At 58.4% G+C, this 17,197-nt stretch carries 19 protein-coding genes; 13 read left to right on the top strand and 6 right to left on the bottom strand.

The features are described 5' to 3' along the window. Positions 1-77: 77 nt before the first annotated feature. The 7 genes from PFAS1_RS21190 to PFAS1_RS21160 all read left to right on the top strand — a co-directional run bounded on the left by PFAS1_RS21190 (position 78) and on the right by PFAS1_RS21160 (position 5,965). Positions 78-1,775: a copper resistance system multicopper oxidase gene (locus PFAS1_RS21190; protein ID WP_076030402.1), complete on the top strand. Its 1,698-nt coding sequence runs from the start codon at positions 78-80 to the stop codon at positions 1,773-1,775. 11 nt (positions 1,776-1,786) lie between these two features. Further along, positions 1,787-2,674: a copper resistance protein B gene (locus tag PFAS1_RS21185; RefSeq protein WP_076030401.1), complete on the top strand. Its 888-nt coding sequence runs from the start codon at positions 1,787-1,789 to the stop codon at positions 2,672-2,674. A gap of 55 nt (positions 2,675-2,729) precedes the next feature. Next, positions 2,730-3,101: a copper homeostasis periplasmic binding protein CopC gene (copC, locus tag PFAS1_RS21180; RefSeq protein WP_076030400.1), complete on the top strand. Its 372-nt coding sequence runs from the start codon at positions 2,730-2,732 to the stop codon at positions 3,099-3,101. A gap of 3 nt (positions 3,102-3,104) precedes the next feature. Beyond that, a complete protein-coding gene (copD, locus tag PFAS1_RS21175; protein WP_076030399.1) occupies positions 3,105-4,040 on the top strand; it encodes a copper homeostasis membrane protein CopD in 936 nt (311 codons plus the stop codon). 280 nt (positions 4,041-4,320) lie between these two features. Next, complete coding sequence (locus PFAS1_RS21170; RefSeq protein ID WP_076030398.1) at positions 4,321-4,728, top strand: hypothetical protein; 408 nt, start codon at positions 4,321-4,323, stop codon at positions 4,726-4,728. Between the two features lie 96 nt (positions 4,729-4,824). After that, a complete protein-coding gene (locus PFAS1_RS21165) occupies positions 4,825-5,094 on the top strand; it encodes a heavy-metal-associated domain-containing protein (RefSeq protein ID WP_076030397.1) in 270 nt (89 codons plus the stop codon). Positions 5,095-5,179: 85 nt separating this feature from the next. Further along, entirely contained in the window at positions 5,180-5,965 is a 786-nt protein-coding gene (locus tag PFAS1_RS21160; protein WP_076030396.1) for a transporter substrate-binding domain-containing protein, read from the top strand. Positions 5,966-6,457: 492 nt separating this feature from the next. Here the strand turns inward: PFAS1_RS21160 and PFAS1_RS21155 are convergent, their stop codons facing one another. Beyond that, positions 6,458-6,940 (bottom strand): cupin domain-containing protein, encoded by a 483-nt coding sequence (locus PFAS1_RS21155; RefSeq protein WP_076031563.1) that lies wholly within the window; start codon positions 6,938-6,940, stop codon positions 6,458-6,460. Positions 6,941-7,275: 335 nt separating this feature from the next. Between PFAS1_RS21155 and dusA the strand changes: the two genes are divergently transcribed. Together dusA and tal are read left to right on the top strand one after the other, a co-directional pair. Then, complete coding sequence (dusA, locus tag PFAS1_RS21150) at positions 7,276-8,271, top strand: tRNA dihydrouridine(20/20a) synthase DusA (protein WP_076030395.1); 996 nt, start codon at positions 7,276-7,278, stop codon at positions 8,269-8,271. Between the two features lie 178 nt (positions 8,272-8,449). Further along, the gene (tal, locus tag PFAS1_RS21145) at positions 8,450-9,376 is read left to right on the top strand and encodes a transaldolase (RefSeq protein ID WP_076030394.1); all 927 of its coding nucleotides are present in this window, start codon (positions 8,450-8,452) and stop codon (positions 9,374-9,376) included. A 119-nt stretch (positions 9,377-9,495) separates the two neighbouring features. Here the strand turns inward: tal and rssC are convergent, their stop codons facing one another. The 3 genes from rssC to PFAS1_RS21130 form a co-directional block, all read right to left on the bottom strand. Continuing rightward, the gene (rssC, locus tag PFAS1_RS21140) at positions 9,496-9,978 is read right to left on the bottom strand and encodes an anti-sigma factor antagonist RssC (protein WP_074875167.1); all 483 of its coding nucleotides are present in this window, start codon (positions 9,976-9,978) and stop codon (positions 9,496-9,498) included. Then, positions 9,978-11,159 carry a two-component system response regulator RssB gene (gene rssB, locus PFAS1_RS21135; RefSeq protein WP_010456296.1) on the bottom strand — a complete coding sequence of 394 codons (1,182 nt, stop codon included), beginning with the start codon at positions 11,157-11,159 and terminating at the stop codon, positions 9,978-9,980. The genes rssC and rssB overlap by 1 nt, the downstream gene beginning before the upstream one ends. Positions 11,160-11,511: 352 nt before the next feature. Next, positions 11,512-12,201, bottom strand: a complete 690-nt coding sequence (locus PFAS1_RS21130) for an MlaA family lipoprotein (protein ID WP_076030393.1) — start codon at positions 12,199-12,201, stop codon at positions 11,512-11,514. 200 nt (positions 12,202-12,401) lie between these two features. On the opposite strand from PFAS1_RS21130, the gene PFAS1_RS21125 reads away from it, so the two are divergent. Together PFAS1_RS21125 and PFAS1_RS21120 are read left to right on the top strand one after the other, a co-directional pair. Further along, on the top strand, positions 12,402-13,022 hold the full coding sequence (locus PFAS1_RS21125) for a phosphatase (RefSeq protein ID WP_076030392.1): 621 nt from the start codon (positions 12,402-12,404) through the stop codon (positions 13,020-13,022). Between the two features lie 110 nt (positions 13,023-13,132). Continuing rightward, positions 13,133-13,396: a DUF4404 family protein gene (locus PFAS1_RS21120; protein ID WP_074875161.1), complete on the top strand. Its 264-nt coding sequence runs from the start codon at positions 13,133-13,135 to the stop codon at positions 13,394-13,396. Positions 13,397-13,567: 171 nt separating this feature from the next. On the opposite strand, the gene queF is transcribed toward PFAS1_RS21120, so the two are convergent. Then, positions 13,568-14,398, bottom strand: coding sequence for an NADPH-dependent 7-cyano-7-deazaguanine reductase QueF (queF, locus tag PFAS1_RS21115; RefSeq protein ID WP_076030391.1), 831 nt, complete (start codon positions 14,396-14,398; stop codon positions 13,568-13,570). A gap of 61 nt (positions 14,399-14,459) precedes the next feature. Further along, positions 14,460-14,981: a copper-resistant cuproprotein CopI gene (copI, locus tag PFAS1_RS21110; RefSeq protein ID WP_076030390.1), complete on the bottom strand. Its 522-nt coding sequence runs from the start codon at positions 14,979-14,981 to the stop codon at positions 14,460-14,462. Between the two features lie 155 nt (positions 14,982-15,136). Here copI and PFAS1_RS21105 point away from each other — a divergent pair, with 155 nt between their 5' ends. Together PFAS1_RS21105 and PFAS1_RS21100 are read left to right on the top strand one after the other, a co-directional pair. After that, the gene (locus PFAS1_RS21105; RefSeq protein ID WP_076030389.1) at positions 15,137-15,817 is read left to right on the top strand and encodes a heavy metal response regulator transcription factor; all 681 of its coding nucleotides are present in this window, start codon (positions 15,137-15,139) and stop codon (positions 15,815-15,817) included. After that, entirely contained in the window at positions 15,817-17,163 is a 1,347-nt protein-coding gene (locus PFAS1_RS21100) for a heavy metal sensor histidine kinase (RefSeq protein ID WP_076030388.1), read from the top strand. The genes PFAS1_RS21105 and PFAS1_RS21100 overlap by 1 nt, the downstream gene beginning before the upstream one ends. Positions 17,164-17,197: the final 34 nt, after the last annotated feature.

The following is a 17,197-nucleotide window of genomic DNA, read 5'->3' as shown; positions in this document are numbered from 1 at the left end:
GCCTCAGCCTGCTGAAAGGCGCCGCCCATTAGCCTTGTCACCAAGCACTCTCCACGCTGACGGACCAGGAAAACGGCATGCATTCCAACACAACAAGACGCACCTTCGTGAAGGGGCTCGCCGCGGGCGGGCTCCTTGGCGGCCTCGGGTTATGGCGCACACCTGTCTGGGCGGTCACCAGTCCTGGCGAGCCTCAAGTGCTGGCAGGCACCGATTTCGACCTGTTCATCGGCGAAACCCCGGTCAACATCACCGGCAACCCGCGCACCGCGATGACCATCAACGGCGGTATTCCCGGCCCCCTGCTGCGCTGGCGCGAAGGTGACACGGTGACGCTGCGGGTGAAGAACAAACTCAACACCAACACCTCCATTCACTGGCACGGCATCTTGCTGCCGGCCAACATGGACGGCGTGCCGGGGCTGAGCTTTCACGGCATCGAGCCGGATGGCATGTACGTCTACCAGTTCAAGGTCCGGCAGAACGGCACTTACTGGTACCACAGCCATTCGGGTTTTCAGGAACAGTCCGGCGTTTACGGGCCATTGGTGATTGACGCCAAGGAGCCGGAGCCGTTCCAGTACGACCGCGATTACGTGGTGATGCTGACCGACTGGACCGATGAAGATCCGGTCGGCCTGATGAAGACGCTGAAAAAGCAGTCCGATTACTACAACTACAACAAGCCCACCGTGGGTGATTTCATCCACGACGTCAGCGAGAAAGGTTGGGGTTCCACGGTCGCCGACCGAAAGATGTGGGCCGAAATGAAGATGAACCCCACCGACCTGGCCGACGTCAGCGGCGCAACTTACACCTACTTGATGAACGGCCAGGCGCCGAACTCGAACTGGACGGGCGTGTTCCGGCCGGGCGAGAAACTGCGCTTGCGCTTCATCAATGGCTCCGCCATGACCTACTTCGACGTGCGCATTCCCGGGCTGAAGATGACGGTGGTCGCTGCGGATGGCCTGCACGTCAAACCGGTGAGTGTCGATGAGTTTCGCATTGCGGTGGCGGAGACCTTCGATGTGATTGTCGAGCCGACCGAAGCGGCTTACACCTTGTTCGCCCAGTCGATGGATCGGACGGGATTTGCACGCGGCACGCTCGCAGCGAAGGCGGGTTTATCCGCGCCGGTACCGCCGCTGGACCCTCGGCCGCTGGTGACCATGGATGACATGGGCATGGGCGGCATGGATCACGGCAGCATGGCGGGCATGGATCACAGCGCCATGGCCATGCCCGGCATGCAGTCCCATCCCGAGACGGAAAAAGACAACCCGCTGGTGGACATGCAAGCCATGACCACCGCCCCCAAACTCGACGATCCCGGCCTCGGCCTGCGCAACAACGGCCGCCGCGTCCTGACCTATTCCGACCTGCGCAGCACCTTCGAAGACCCGGACGGTCGCGACCCGAGCCGTACCATTGAACTGCACCTCACCGGCCACATGGAAAAATTCGCCTGGTCGTTCAACGGCGTGAAGTTCTCCGACGCCGAACCTGTACGCCTCAAATACGGCGAGCGGGTTCGGGTGGTACTGGTCAACGACACGATGATGACCCACCCCATTCACCTGCATGGCATGTGGAGCGACCTCGAAGACGAGAACGGCGAATTCATGGTGCGCAAACACACCATCGACATGCCACCCGGTTCCCGACGCAGTTATCGGGTCACCGCCGATGCGCTCGGCCGCTGGGCCTATCACTGCCATCTCCTGTACCACATGGAAATGGGCATGTTCCGTGAAGTTCGGGTGGAAGAATGAGGCGCCTATCGATGACCAGACTCACTTCCCTCTCTTTGGCACTCGTGACCGCGAGCCTGACCCTCTCTTCGGCGATGGCCGCCACCGACGACATGCAGAACATGGATCACAGCCAGATGCCGGGCATGGACCACAGCCAAATGCAAAGCATGGACGACGGCCAGATGCAGCCCGCCGCACCGACCGAAAGCCGCACGCCGATCCCGGCGCTGACCGATGCCGACCGCGCCGCCGTGTATGCCAGTCAGTCCGGCCACATGGTGCATGACACCGCGCTCAACTATTACTTCCTCGCCGACAAACTCGAATGGCAGGACGCTGACGACGGCAGCACCCTGGCCTGGGACATGTCCGGCTGGATCGGCGGCGACATCGATCGCCTGTGGCTGCGCTCCGAAGGCGAACGCACCAACGGCAAAACCGAAGACGCCGAAATCCAGGCCCTGTGGGGCCACGCAATCTCCCCGTGGTGGGACGTGGTGACCGGCGTTCGCCAAGACTTCAAACCCGGCGACCCGCAAACCTGGGCCGCGTTCGGCGTGCAAGGCATGGCGCTGTACAACTTCGAAGCCGAGGCCACCGCCTTCATCGGCGAAGGCGGCCAAACCGCTGCACGACTGGAAGGCGACTACGACATCCTGCTGACCAACCGATTGATCCTGCAGCCGACCGCCGAACTCAATTTCTACGGCAAAAACGACCCGCAACGGGGGATCGGTTCCGGGCTATCCAACACCGAAGCCGGCCTACGCCTGCGCTATGAAATCCGCCGGGAAATCGCGCCCTATATCGGCGTGACCTGGAACCGCACCTACGGCAAAACCGCCGACTACGCCAACGATGAAGGTGAGGATCGCAGCGAAGCGCGCCTGGTCCTCGGTGTTCGCCTGTGGTTCTAAACGCATTAACTCAACAACCAAAAAAACAACCGCTTAAAGCGGTAAGAGGCCTTGCATGCGCATGATTAAAACGACCGCTGTTGCCATTGGACTGCTCATGAGCGCGCTCGCTCAAGCGCACCCGAAACTGCTGTCCTCCACCCCGGCCGAAGGTGCAGACGGTGCGACACCGAGCAAGATCGAACTGCACTTCTCGGAAAATCTCATGACCCAGTTCTCCGGCGCAAAACTGGTCATGACCGAAATGCCCGGCATGGCGCACTCCCCCATGCCGATGAAAGCCAAGGTCTCCGGCGGCAGCGATCCGAAAACCATGGTCATCACCCCGCTTTCGCCATTACCCGTCGGCACCTACAAAGTCGAATGGCGCGCGGTGTCATCGGACACCCACCCGATCACCGGCAACGTCACGTTCAAAGTGAAGTGATTGATGAGCGACTCGGTCAGCATTGCATTGCGCTTTGGGTTGTATGTGGATTTGATGCTGCTGTTTGGCCTGGCGCTGTTTGGGCTCTATAGCCTTAAAGGACAGGAACGGATTTCGGGCGCGGTATTGCCGTTTCGGTCGATGTTGATGGGAACAGCGGTGCTGGGTGTGCTGTTTTCCATCGCCAGCATGGTGATGATGGCGAGCGCCATGAGCGGTGAGACTGACTTTGCCGAGTTGCGCCCGCATATCGAAATGATGGTGCTTGAGACGGATGTGGGATTGGCCTGGGTCGTGCGCCTCATCGCGCTGGTAGTCGGCGGTCTGGTGGTCATATTCAACCAGCGAGCGCCAGGGCTCAGCCTGCTGATCGCGTCTATTGCCGGCGCTATCGCCCTCGCCAGCCTGGCCTGGAACGGTCATGGGGCGATGGATGAAGGTGACCTTCGTTTTTGGCATTTCATCACTGACATCTGGCATCTGCTGGCTTCGGGGGCCTGGTTCGGTGCGCTGGTCGCGCTTGCCTTGATGGCAAAGATCAACGCGCTGCAAACCGAGGAACGCATCAGATTGCTGGCTCGGGCTGTCCGCCGATTTGAATGGGTGGGCGCGGTGATCGTGGCCGTTATCACGGTCACAGGCGTCGTGAATTACCTGTTCATCGTGGGCCCGACGCTCGACGATCTATTGCTCAGCACCTACGGGATTTTACTGTCGATCAAAATCGCGCTGTTTGCCGGAATGCTGGTGCTCGCCGCGTTGAACCGGTTTCACCTGGGGCCGTTTTTGGAGCGGTCGTTGCGTGACGGTCAGTATCGGGTGGCAGCGAATGCGTTGCGCCGCAGCGTGGTGGTTGAATTGGCGGCGGCGGTGCTGATTGTGGGGCTGGTGGCGTGGTTGGGGACGTTGAGTCCAGGGATGGAAATGGGCGCGGAGTAACGCAAAGAGGCACCACTTGATATGGATCAATCACGGCCTCTTGCCCGGGACTAAGCTCAAGGTAACCCCTCGGATCGGGTACACACTATGCTCTGGTTCCGCACGCACCTACCGCTGCTGATCCGCCAAGTGCTCGCACTGTGGCTGCCAGCACGCCTGCGCTTCGTTCGCTTCAACAATTAAAACAGTCCTCCGAGCGTCTGGAACTCCGGACGCCCTTTGGCTTCACCTCTTTAGCGCTGCTCCATTCCTGTACGTCCCTGACTCACTGGAGATTGCCATGCAAATGCACTTCAAAGCACTCGTCGCCGCACTGCTCATCAGTAGCCCATTGGTTGCCCTGGCTGTCGAGGAACATCACCCCGACACAGCGCCAACCGCACCGACCACCGCAGCTACCGCCCCCGCTACCGCGCAAGACAAAGCCATGAGCGAGCAGATGGAAAAAATGCAGGCCGCTCACGAAAAAATGATCGCCGCCAAAACCCCGGCCGAACGCCAGGCCGCCATGCAAGAAGGCATGGCCACGATGAAGGACAGCATGGGCATGATGCACAACCATTGCCAAGGCATGGGCATGGGCAAAGGCATGTCCGGCGGCATGGCTCATTCAGACCAGATGATGGACATGATGATGAAAATGATGGATCAGCAGTCGAACATGATGAAAAAGCCGATGAGCAACTAACGCCCTTTAAGTAGCGCTTGACCTTGCCATCGCGGCAAGGTCAACCATCGATCTCATCCATCCCCCCCGCCACACACGGTAAAAGAGGTTTACGTAATGAACAGCACTGAACTGCAAGTCGAAGGCATGAGTTGCGGGAGTTGCGTCAAACACATCAACGCCGCATTGCAACCGCTCGCAGGGGTGGGTGAAGTAACAGTCGATCTGACGTCCGGTCGGGTCAAGGTGACTGGAGATACCCAGAGCGATGTTCTGTTATCGGCACTGAAAGAGGCCGGGTATCCAGCAAGCGTACTGGCAGAAGACAAACATGAAGGCCTAAAGAAAAAATCTGGCTGCGGCGGTTCAAGTTGCTGCTGTCACTAAATCCGGCCCGGCGAGGATGATGTTGAGCAGTGCAGCAGAAAGTCAGTACTCTCAGCACCCACTCCATCATGGAAGCCGGATAACAATGAACAACCTGAAAAGCACAATGATGCTCGGTGGCCTGCTCGCTCTATCGTTTACCGCCCAGGCAGAGCCATCGCATCTGGACAGCGTCATCCAACAGGGCCAACTGCGCGTGTGCACAACAGGCGACTACAAACCCTATACCGTCAAAACCGAAGACGGCGAATACTCGGGCATCGACATCGCCATGGCCCGCTCGCTGGCCGACAGCCTGGGCGTCAAGGTCGAGTGGGTGCAGACCACCTGGAAAACCCTGATGCCCGACATGCTCGCGGGCAAATGCGACATCGGCGTCGGTGGCATCTCGGTCACGCTGGAACGCCAGAAAAAAGCCTTCTTCAGCACCACGCTGGACGTCGACGGCAAAATCCCGCTGGTGCGTTGCGAAGATCAGGCGCTGTATCAGACCGTCGAGCAAATCAACCAGCCTTCGGTTCGCCTGGTCGAACCGGCCGGCGGCACCAACGAAGCCTTTGTTCACGCCTTCCTGCCCAAGGCGCAATTGCGCCTTCACGACAACGTGACCATCTTCCAGGAGCTGCTGGACAAGAAGGCTGACGTGATGATCACCGATGCTTCGGAAGCGCTGTATCAGCAGAAACTCAAACCTGGTTTGTGCGCGGTGAACCCGAAGCAATTCATGCAGTACGGCGAAAAGGCTTACTTGCTACCGCGTGATGACATGACCTGGAAGTTGTACGTCGATCAGTGGCTACACCTGGCCAAAGTCACGGGCAACTACCAAAAGGTTTTGGGTCAGTGGATAGCCACGCCCGAGCCCAAATAGCCGCCACCTACCCGATGCATGTAGCAGCTGGCGAAGCCTGCGTCCGACTGCGCAGCAGTCGCCAACTCAGCACTCACCATGTCTCAGGCAAACCACACAACGGCAAAAACACTTCGGCCGTTGCGTCGGCCCTTAGTCGTGCAGCACCCCCACTGTACTCAATGAAGCTGCTACCGATCACGCTCCCGCCTAAGTTCAACATGTTGGGGTCGAGGCAGTGATTGCAGGTGCAGATCACGAAGAGAAGGAAGGGCCGGCCGTACGGATGTTTCAGGAGATGATCTGGAAGCGGCTGCAGCGATCCGCGAAATAGAACTCTAGAAGAAAGATCTAAGTCCCCAGCAACTCACCGCCCAACTGAGGTTGAGAACAAATAGGTGCAAGGCCGCTGCATTTATGAGGTGCGGCCTGACCCCTAAGGAAATTCTGTAGGTGAAAACAGAGCCAACGGGAGTCAGGTACGATTGATTCTTTTTACCTGATTGTCGCTCGCTACATTTTGCTGTTTCTAGGGTCGTCCGCCGGGTTGAGGTAGGTGATCCCCCAAGGCCCCGTGCCGTGGAGTTGGAGCACGGTTTCCTGCTCTCTACTGGCGCCGTACATCGGCATGCCGACGGGAATGATCAGGGTATCACCCGGTTGATAGGCCTTGGCCCGTGCCGAATCGAATGTGTCTCCGGTGGCGAAGTAGAAAATGCCTGAGATAACGGTTACGCGTTCGGTCACGGGATGGGTATGCACGCCGATTTTCGTATTTGCCGGCAGCTTCAAGCGCAGGGTGAAGGGCTCGGCGGCTTTCAAGTCACCTTCAATCACTGCAATCATCGCACCGGGCCCCACCGACGGCGCGGCTGTCCACTTGAGTTCGGATGGGGTGGAGGTAATCAAACCCGCTCCCTCGGCCAGAGCGGCAGATGTGAAGAAGGCTGCGCTGAGCAAGGCCAGCGAAACAGCGACAGCTTTGTGGGAGTTCATCATGGTTTCCTCGTGTTTGGGAGCTGTGGGTGTATCGCAGCAGAGGCAAATAAATATGGCTTCAACGCACAGGAGCAGAGCCTGCGCAATCAAGTCATATACGATGACGGTAGCCGAATGTTGAAGCGCGGATATACCCATTACGAACAGCGCTATAACGCACAGGTATGGACTGTGGCCTCCTACAGCAGGCGCTGTGCTGTTCGCTGTCAGGTCAGCCATTGGCGGTGCCAAGGATGACGGCCGCAGATCAGCAGTAGCAAGACTCACCAACGCTCCGCCAGCCCAATCCTGATAAACTCCCCACCTTCCAGCCTCACCGATCCAGATTCCTAATGTCCATAACCAACGCAACACCCGCCCCGCTCTCCCGCCGCTTCAGCGTTGCGCCCATGATGGATTGGACTGATAGGCATTGCCGTTTTTTCCTGCGCCTCCTCTCCAAGCACGCCCTCCTCTACACCGAAATGGTCACCACCGGCGCGCTCCTAAACGGCGATCACGACCGCTTCCTGCGTCACAACGAAGCCGAACACCCGCTCGCCCTGCAGCTCGGCGGCAGTGTCCCGCTGGACCTGGCGATGTGCGCGCGCATGGCGCAGGAGCACGGTTACGACGAGGTGAATCTGAATGTCGGCTGCCCGAGTGATCGGGTGCAGAACAATATGATTGGTGCGTGCCTGATGGGGCATCCGCAGTTGGTGGCGGATTGTGTGAAGGCAATGCGTGATGCGGTGTCGATTCCTGTGACGGTGAAGCATCGCATCGGGATTAATGGGCGGGACAGTTACGAGGAGTTGTGTGATTTCGTCGGTACGGTTCGGGATGCCGGGTGCACGAGTTTTACGGTGCATGCGCGGATTGCGATTCTGGAGGGGTTGTCGCCGAAGGAGAACCGCGACATTCCGCCTCTGCGTTATGACGTGGCGGCGCGGTTGAAGACGGATTTTCCGGAGCTGGAGATTATTCTCAACGGCGGGATCAAGACGCTCGAAGCCTGTCACGAGCATTTGCAGACGTTTGACGGTGTGATGTTGGGCCGTGAGGCCTATCACAACCCTTACGTGATGGCTGAGGTGGATCAGCAACTGTTCGGCAGCACGGCGCCGGTGATCAGCCGGGCTGAGGCGCTGGCGCAGTTGCGGCCTTATATAGCGGCGCATATTGATGCGGGCGGCTCGATGCACCACATCACTCGGCATGTGCTGGGGCTGGGCACCGGGTTTCCCGGGGCGCGGAAGTTTCGGCAGTTGTTGTCGGTGGATATTCATAAGGCTAAAGAGCCTTTGGCGTTGCTGGATCAGGCGGCGGAGTTGCTTGAGGGGCGTTAACGGTCGCTTGGGTTGAACCTGTGGTCAGATTTGGCATCGTATTTACCGATACCGCGCCCCGCCATTCAAACAGCCGTTTTCAGGTTGTTGCCGCTGGGGCCTTCGATACGTACATGCACCCTTGAGTGGCTGTCAGCGCTCGGGTAATGTCATTAGACCCATAGGACAGAGCACGCCCATGACTTCCAAGCTGGAACAACTCAAACAAATGACCACCGTGGTTGCCGACACCGGCGACTTCGAAGCTATCGCTCGCGTTAAACCCGTGGACGCTACCACCAACCCTTCCCTGCTGCTCAAGGCGGCTGCCATTCCCGGTTATGCCGAGTTGCTGAATGCCTGCATTCACGACTGCAAGGGCGATGTGGGCCTGGCCAGCGACCGTTTTGGCGTCGCGGTAGGGCAAGAGATTCTGAAAGTGATCCCTGGCCGTATTTCCACCGAAGTGGATGCACGTCTGTCGTTCGACACTGACGCCGTATTGAAGCGTGCGCACCGTCTGATCGACCTGTACGACAAGGCCGGCATTGGCCGTGACCGCGTGCTGATCAAGATCGCTTCCACCTGGGAAGGCATCCGCGCTGCCGAAATTCTGGAAAAGGAAGGCATCCAGACCAACCTGACGTTGCTGTTTTCGTTTGCTCAGGCTGCGGCGTGTGCTGATGCAGGGGTTTTCCTGATTTCGCCTTTCGTGGGTCGCATCTACGACTGGTACAAGAAGGCCAACGGCAACGACTACACCGGCGCGGACGATCCGGGCGTGCAGTCGGTGACGCGCATCTACAACTACTACAAGGCCAATGACTACAAGACTGTGGTCATGGGTGCCAGCTTCCGTAACCTGAATCAGATCGAGCAGTTGGCCGGTTGCGACCGACTGACTATCAGCCCGGATCTGATTGATAAGCTGGCGGCGGACACTGGCAAGCTGGAACGCAAATTGGCGCCGGGTCATGCTGGTGAAGCGCGTTTGAGCTTGAATGAAGCGCAGTTCCGTTGGTTGTCCAACGAGGACGCGATGGCGACCGAGAAACTGGCGGAAGGTATTCGTCAGTTCGCTCGGGATCAGGAAAAGCTTGAGGCGTTGCTGCAAGCCAAGCTGTGATCCAGTAAGAAAACGCAAAAGGGCGAACCTTTACGGGTTCGCCCTTTTTTATATGTCGATTTTGCGGCTGCTTCGCAACCCAGCGGGAGCAAGCTCCCTCGCCACAAGTATGCGGGGAATCAATGACGCTCGAGGGCATTCACCAGATCATGGAACGCTTCACGATTGGAGTCGTTCAGGCCCATGAGGATCTTGTGTGCTTCGAGCACTTTGATCCGCACCACTTCTTCGGACTGATCCTGGTCTGGCAGGTCGGTCAGGCACTCAGGGCACGGGATCGGGCGGTCAACGATGTTGAACACTTGCTCGAAGCCCATGGACTGCAGCAGACGGGTGATGTCTTCGTGGGTGGTGACGACGGTCGGCAGCAAGCCGACCTTTTGCCGCGACAGGATCGACAGTTTGGCCAAAAGACCAAGGGTGGTGCTGTCGATGCTGCGGGTTTCGGTCAGGTCGATCACGATTGTGTTGAAGTTCAACGCCGTGAAGATCCGCTCGATAGTCGCATCCAACGCCGAACACAGGGTCAGGCGAACTTCACCGACGAACTTCAGGACGAAGGTGCCATCCTGCTCGGCGAACTGGATTCTACCGGTACTCATTAAAGATTCCTGCTCAACACCAACAGGGCGATATCATCCGGCATCTCCCCTAGCGTGGCCAATCCAAAAACCTGCCGCAGACCATCCAGGCTGCCGCCCGCTGCCTTGACCCGTTGAGGCAAAGCCGCTTCTTTTTCTTTGAGTGTAGGTTCTGGCAAAAGGTCCAGAATGCCATCGGACATCAGCGTCAGGCTGAACGTCGGTGGCAGTTCCAGTACGTGATCTTCGTAGGTGGCTTCATTGAAGAGGCCCACCGGCAGACCACGCCCTTCCAGGTAACGAACACTGTCTGGCGTGTACAACACAGGCAACGGCAAATGACCACCGATGCTATAGGTCAACAAACCTGTCTCCTCGTCGATGACTCCACCGACCATTGTGACGTGTTTACCCAGCTTACAACTGATCAGGCCTCGGTTGATATGACCAAGGACCTCTGAAGGCTTGAATTCCGGCAATGTACCGCTGCGCTTGGATTCGAACAGCAAGCGCGTGGTCATGAACTTCAGCAGCACGGTGACAAAGGCTGAAGAGGCGCCATGACCGGAAACGTCCGCCAGGTAGAACGCTACCCGACGCTCGTCGACCCGAAAGTAGTCGACGAAATCACCCGACAGGTACAGCGACGGGATGATCTGGTGAGCAAACTGGAACTCGTCGATGGTCCAGGGACTGACCGGCAGCATGTTCATCTGCACCTGGCGACCGGCGTTCTGGTCTTCCTGGAGCAGGTTCAGGCTGGCGGCAAGTTCGCGGTTGGCCTTTTCCAGCTTCTCGCGGTAGCGCTGGTTTTCCAGCAGCAGGCGCGCACGATCCAGGGCCCGGCGCACAGAGTGCTCGAGCACAGCCAGATCTTCGAGAGGCTTGATCAGGTAATCCGCCGCGCCCAGGCGCAGGGCCTCGACCGCGTCGTTCATCACGCCGGCGCCCGAAACCACGATCACCGGGGTTTGTGGTGACAGCTCGGTGACCTGGCGAATGAGTTCGAGCCCGCCCATCTGTGGCATGCGCAAATCGCAGATGACCAAGTCGGGCTTGTCTTGCTCGAATACCTGAAGACCCTGCTGGCCATTGCTGGCCTGCAAGACGCTGAAACCACTGTCTTCCAAATAGGCGGCGAGGCTCGCGCGCACTACTTCGTCATCATCGATTATCAGCAGCGTGGCACTGGTTTTTGGCATGTGGGCAAACGGCGCCAGAATTAGGTTGGCGTAGCAGGCAGGGGCTTTGTCCCGGCTCATACTACTGGATTCGCTTTCTAGCCTCTCTAGCGCACTGTTTTCGAGCATTTGCCCTACACACAGGTACACCAGAGGTGCCCTTCTAAGGCGCAGACGGTACTCCCATCCGCGGGTCGTTTCAAGCTCACGCCGATGGTCGCTTGACGTCTTTCAATTTCAAATCACCGGGAGTTATAAGAACCGGCAAAACCGTAACGTAATGGAAGGTTCAAACCATCGCTAAAACCGGCCAAAAAGCCAAACGAAAGAAGGCGGCCTACTGGCCGCCTTCTTCACGTTTTACCGGTCGAGATCAAAAATCGTCTTCAACCTGGCCGTCCTTGACTTTGAATTCGCGGTTCTGCAAGTACGCATTACGGATGAATATGTACTTGTCGCCGCTGATCAGCTTCTCGCTCGACAGCAGGCTGGCGCGGGTGTCGACGATGTTCAGGCCGAAGATCGAGTTACGCACAGGCACGTCGTGGATGTAACGGTACGGGCCGGTGTAGCCGTCGACATACTTGGATGGCGCGTCACGCAAGGTGCTAGGGCCCAGAAACGGCAGCATCACGTACGGGCCGCTGCCTACGCCCCAGTAGCCGAGGGTCTGACCGAAGTCTTCGTCATTGCGTTGAAGGCCCATCTTGGTGCCGACGTCGATAAAGCCCAACAGGCCAAACGTAGTGTTGAAGATCAAGCGCGCGGTATCGACGCCAGCGGCGGCCGGTTTGGCCTGCAAGATATCGTTGGCAAGGTTGGTGACATCGCCGACGTTGCGGAACATGTTGTGGATGCCGTCCTCAAGGAACTGCGGCGTCACGAACTGATAGCCTTGGGCCAAAGGCTTCAGCGCATAAGTGTCGAGCACATCGTTGAACTTGTAGATCGGGCGGTTGACGCTTTCCCAAGGGTCGTCTTCCGAGGCTGCCTGGGCAACGAACGGAACCAGCAATACGCTGGCAAACACACAAAGCTGAGCTAGATGATTGCTCCAGCGCATAGAAAAACTCCTTGGATTGTACTGACGCGTGGGCTTGGCCCAAGCGTAAAGCTGGCTAGTATAAGACGGAAAAGCCGCTTAAGGCAGCACAGTGCGAGTCCGCCTGCGGATCATTCGTGATGATTGTGAGCGATTCACATCAGTGTCACTCAACTGTCACCGTCGCCCCCTAGCCTTGAGGCTATTTCAGGGACGTTGATATGCCGCATGCCGAAACCTTGCCCCACATCGCGCCCAGCCTGACCGCCGTCCTGTTCGGTCTCAGTGGTTGCCTGGTGGATTTCGGTGCTCGCACACGCGCACAGGGCATCCCCTCTTCCATACACGCCGAGGCCACGCCCGGTGCCCTGGATAGCTTGCGCAGCTTGCAGCATCAGCAGATTCCCTGTGCCTGGCTCGATGAACTCCCCCCTGCCCTCAGCCACTCCCTGGCCTCTGCCTTGCCTTCATGGATCAAACCCTCGCAACACCCCGAAACAAACAATCCATGGCCGGCACCGCACGCCTGCTGGCAAGCCCTGATGACGTTGAATGTTGAACGACTGGAAGGTTGCGTGCTGGTCAGCGGCGAACCACGATTGCTGCAAGCGGGGCTCAATGCCGGATTGTGGACGATTGGGCTGGCGTCCTGCGGCTCACTCTGCGGCCTGGCGCCCAACGAATGGCAGGCGCTGACGCAGCAGGAACGTGAATTCAAACGCGGCAAGGCAACAGTGCAACTGTTCGGTCTGGGCGTGCATTCGGTGATCGATCACCTTGGTGAACTCGACACTTGCCTGGCCGATATCAGCCTGCGCCGGCTCAAGGGCGAAAAGCCCTGATCGAGATCATGCAGGTTGCGCGCGAGTGGATTAATCTAAAGGTCAAGCCATAGACCTTTGGCGCGCTGCTGCGGTCTATGCCAGTGCCTATCGATAAAAGGAAGAACGCCATGCCTGCCCGCGAACTGCAACAACAGCTCAATACTCTGCGCGAGCAATTGGAACAGAATCCACCGTTGACCGAAGCCGAGCGCGACGACCTGCACGCGCTGATGCAACAGATCGAACTGGAACTGGAGCTTGAAACCAAAACCCAGGACTCCAGCCTTGCCGACAATGTGAACCTGGCCGTCGAGCGCTTTGAAATCGAACACCCGACCCTTGCTGGCACCTTGCGCAATATCGTGCAAGCCCTGGCTAACATGGGGATCTGAACCCTCCGAATACAAAAAGCCCCGCTAGTGATAACGGGGCTTTTTCATATCCGGAATTTGTAATGCAATCCCTTGTGGGAGCGGGCTTGCTCGCGAAAGCGGAGTGTCAGTCACCATTGATGTTGAATGTGACGGCCCCTTCGCGAGCAAGCCCGCTCCCACCGTAGATCTTTATTGGCGGACCAGCCGGTGGTTCGGCAGTTGAACGGTTTCAGTGCTGCGATACGGGTTGATGTCCAACCCTCCGCGTCGTACATACCGCGCATACACCGTCAATTTCTCTGGTTTCAACAACCGCTGCAGGTCGAGAAAGATCCGCTCCACGCACTGCTCATGAAAGTCCGAGTGCTGACGGAAGCTCACGATGTACTCCAGCAAACTTGCGTGATCCAGCGCCGCGCCACGGTATTCCACCGCCACGCTGCCCCAGTCCGGCTGGCTGGTGACCGGGCAGTTGGATTTGAGCAAATGGCTGTGCACGCTCTCCTCCACGATACGCGATTCATCGCAACGCAGCAGTTCCGGACGCGGATGCTCATAGTTGCTGACGCTGATATCCAGATCATCAATGCACACGCCCGGCAACGCCACGACGCCTTCGGCCTCGACGTCCTTCAGGCTGCGAATCCGCACGCCCACCGGTTTACCGGCAGCAGCCGACAGGTCTTTGATCAATGTCGCTTCAAGGCTCGCGGTGTCGGCAAACGGTGTCTGGTTCAAGGAGTTGAGGTACAGCTTGAACGACTTCGATTCGATGATATTCGGCGAATCCGCCGGGATACTGAATTCGCCTATCGCCACCACTGGCTTGCCGGACGGCAACAGCCACGACAGTTCGAAGCAGTTCCAGAAATCCACGCCCTTGTACGGCAGGGTTTCAGCCGTCAGGCCCAACTCGGCCCATTTCGCGGTGCGCGGGATCGGGAACAGCAAGGACGGCGTGTAGGTGGCGATGTATTCGCTGGATTTGCCCAGCGGCGAATGTTCGGCTGCGGGATGCATGGCGGAAACCTGACTGAAGAATCAGCGGATTCTACCAGCCTTTGCTTCCGCCTTTGAGTGCTTACTGACTGACAGTCAACTTGCCGACCATGCCGGCCTGGTAATGACCGGGGATGTTGCAGGCGAATTCCAGGTTGGTGGCCTTGGTGAAGGTCCAGGTCAGCTCGGCGGTTTTGCCGGGTTCGACGAGCACACTGTTGGGGTCGTCGTGCTTCATTCCATGCCCCATACCGGCCATGGCGCCGTGGTCCATTTCCTTCATACCTGTAGGCATCAGCATGCCGCTCTGCTGCATCTTCATCATTTCCTGCTGATGCTTGGCGTGCATTGCCGCGTCACCGAGGTTGAATTCGTGCAACAACTGACCTTTATTAACCAACACAAAACGAACCGTCTCACCGGCCTTGATATCAATCGCCTTGGGTGTGAACGACATGTCGCCCATGATGAACTCAACGCTACGAGTCGCCTTGGCCGCCGAGGCCGGATGGCCGAAGTCGTAGGTATGCGCCGGGGCAGCCCACGCCGGCGAGCTCAGCGCCAGCAGACACGCGACGCACAGCAGTGATTTGCGCAAAAACATAGTCGTACTCCAACAAGATAAGGTTCAGCCTGTGGAAAACTCTAAACTGCTGCGACTGCCCGCAACCTGACAGGCAAATTACAACTTTGTCAGGTTGACCTGCATTAACGCCGTCCACGGTATAAAGCGTTCGTTCCATTTGCCTCGAGTCGCCCATGAAACTGCTGATCGTCGAAGACCAACCGAAAACTGGCCACTACTTGCGCCAAGGCCTGACCGAGGCCGGTTTCAACACTGAACTGGTGGCGGACGGCAGCACCGGCCAGCAACTGGCGCTGACCGGCGATTACGCGCTGCTGATTCTCGATGTGATGCTGCCCGGTCGCGATGGCTGGCAGATCCTGCAAGCGGTGCGCGGTGCCGGCCTCGACACGCCGGTACTGTTTCTGACAGCGCGTGACGCGGTGGAGGACAGGGTCCATGGCCTCGAATTGGGCGCCGACGACTACCTGGTCAAACCGTTCGCCTTCTCCGAACTGCTGGCCCGGGTCCGCAGCCTGTTGCGGCGTGGCAACGCCACACCTCAGGAAACCACCCTGCAACTGGCGGACTTGCGCCTTGACCTGATCCGCCGTCGGGTCGAACGCAACGGTCAGCGCATCGACCTGACGGCCAAGGAGTTCGCCCTGCTGGAAATGCTCCTGCGCAGGCAAGGCGAAGTCCTGCCCAAGTCGTTGATCGCTTCCCAGGTCTGGGACATGAACTTCGACAGTGACACCAACGTCATCGAAGTGGCGATCCGTCGCTTGCGCCTGAAGATCGACGATGAATTCCCCAACAAGTTGATTCACACCGTACGCGGCATGGGTTACGTCCTTGAAGAGCGCCCCGCCTGATGCGTCGACTTTCGTTAAGCAGTCGCCTGGCGCTGCTATTTGCGGCGTGCACCGCCGTGGTGTCGCTGTTCGCCGGGGTGTTGTTCAGCCAGGCCAGCGAAGCGCATTTCGTTGAACTCGATCAGCAGTTGCTGGACGGCAAGTTGATTGGTCTGCGTCGGGCACTTCATGACATTCAGTCGAGTGAAAGCGAAGTCAAACTGGCCGATGAATTGAGCCGACAGGCTGATCTGTCGCTGCGGATCACCGGCAGCGACGGCAAGCGCTGGTATGACAGTTCGACGCACCTACCCCAGGAACTACCGACCCAGGCGGGCTTGTCCACGGTGAGCAGCGAAGGCACCGACTACCGCGTCCTCAACGCGCCGTTGTACCTCGATAAACCTGACTCACCGCAGTTGACCTTGCTGCTGGACATCACTCATCACCAGCACTTTCTGCAGCGCATGCAACACCTGATCTGGTTGACAGTCGGCTTGTCGGCACTGGCCACCGCCCTGCTCGGGGCCTGGGCTGCGCGCAGTGGGTTGCGGCCGTTGCGGCGCATGAGTGCGGTTGCCAGCGGCGTTTCAGCGCAGTCGCTCAATGCACGCCTGCCTGAAGAAAACATGCCGCCAGAACTCGCGGAAATGGCCCACAACTTCAACGCCATGTTCGGACGCCTCGACGACTCTTTTCAGCGGCTCTCGGCTTTCTCCGCCGATATCGCCCATGAATTGCGCACACCGTTGTCGAATCTGTTGACCCACACCCAGGTCACCCTCACCCGCCCACGCCCCATTGAAGATTACCGCGAAGCACTGCACAGCAATCTCGAAGAACTGCAATGGATGGCGCAACTGGTCAACGACATGTTGTACCTGGCCAAGGCTGACCACGGGTTGTTGATGCCCAAGCGTGAACCGCTGGAGCTGGCGGAAGAAGCGGATCTGTTGCTGGAGTTTTTTGCACCGTTGGCGGAGGACGCTCAAGTCAGGTTGAGTCGTGAAGGCAATGCGCGCATGGAAGGTGATCGCAGCATGTTGCGGCGGGCGCTCTCCAATTTGCTGGACAATGCGTTGCGGTTTACGCCGGTCGAAGGCGAGGTTCGGGTGCGGATTGTTGATCAGCCAAAGGGATTGCGACTGACGGTCGAGAACAGCGGCGACGGAATTGATCGGGCGTTGCTGCCGCGAGTGTTTGATCGGTTCTACCGGGCTGATCCGGCGCGCCAGGAAGGCAGTAGTGAGCATGCGGGATTGGGGCTGGCGATCACTCAGTCGATCATCCGCGCCCATGGCGGGCAGATTCATTGCGAATCGGATAACGGGTGGACCAGGTTTGTGATTGAGTTGCCGCGGACCTGATCGTTCCCACGCTCTGCGTGGGAATGCAGCCCGG

Origin of the sequence: Pseudomonas frederiksbergensis (genome assembly GCF_001952935.1) — a bacterium.
GTDB lineage: Bacteria > Pseudomonadota > Gammaproteobacteria > Pseudomonadales > Pseudomonadaceae > Aquipseudomonas > Aquipseudomonas frederiksbergensis.
This window is presented reverse-complemented; position numbering and strand designations above follow the sequence as displayed.